The 690-nt window shown below is 72.3% G+C and carries 1 protein-coding gene and 1 pseudogene; both read right to left on the bottom strand.

What is annotated here, in order from left to right:
* Nucleotides 1-468 (bottom strand): fumarylacetoacetate hydrolase family protein (locus ICC28_RS40065; RefSeq protein ID WP_188293798.1); only part of this gene is annotated, 468 nt, incomplete at its 3' end.
* A 30-nt stretch (nucleotides 469-498) separates the two neighbouring features.
* Nucleotides 499-690 (bottom strand): annotated as a pseudogene (locus tag ICC28_RS40060) (2,3-dihydroxybiphenyl 1,2-dioxygenase); the annotation flags it as partial.

The raw sequence follows: 690 nt of genomic DNA, 5'->3' as shown, positions 1-690 counted from the left end.
GGCGCTGACGTCGTTGGTGATCACCAGGCCGGCGACGTACGACGGCAGGTCCCGCTCCTCGACCACCGTGCCGACGGGCACGGACGCGCCCATGACCAGGCCCAACTCGATCTCGTAGTCGAGGAACTTCACGTGTGCGGGGCGGACGACGGCGTCGCCGGGGCCGCTGACCGAGCCGGACGCCTTGCGGAAGAACGCGGGCGGGATGTCCCCGGTGAAGCCCGAATCCCGGGCGTGACTGCGGTAGTTGACCATCTGGGCGACCACCCGGCAGGGGGTGGTGACCGGCGAGAGGGCGGCCAGGTCCGCGACGGGCGTGCCCGTGTCGGCCGACAGTGCCGCCTCCCGTGCGGCGTGACGGTCGGCGATCAGCTCGGCGGTGGTCACGGCCTTGGTCTCGACGGGGACGGCTCGGTCGCCTCGGACGACCCACCAGCCGTCGGTGGTGCGCAGGACATTCGTGCTCATGACAGTACCTTCGTCCGGGGGTTGGGGAGGTCAGGACCTGGCGGCCTTGAGCAGGCCCAGCAGGCGTGCCGGGTCCATCTCGTTGTCGCCGCGCAGGGCCTCGACGACATCGCGGACCCGCTGTGGGGAGGGGCTCGCGCCGAGGAAGTCACGGGTGGCGGGCGGGCCCCACTGGGCCAGACCGCTGGTCGACATGGGCGCCCAGCCGGGCTCGACGTCGCA

Origin of the sequence: Streptomyces sp. TRM68416, from assembly GCF_014596915.1 — a bacterium.
Taxonomy (GTDB): Bacteria; Actinomycetota; Actinomycetes; order Streptomycetales; family Streptomycetaceae; genus Streptomyces.
The sequence above is the reverse complement of the archived record's forward strand: the minus strand, read 5'-3'. Positions and strand labels throughout refer to the sequence as shown.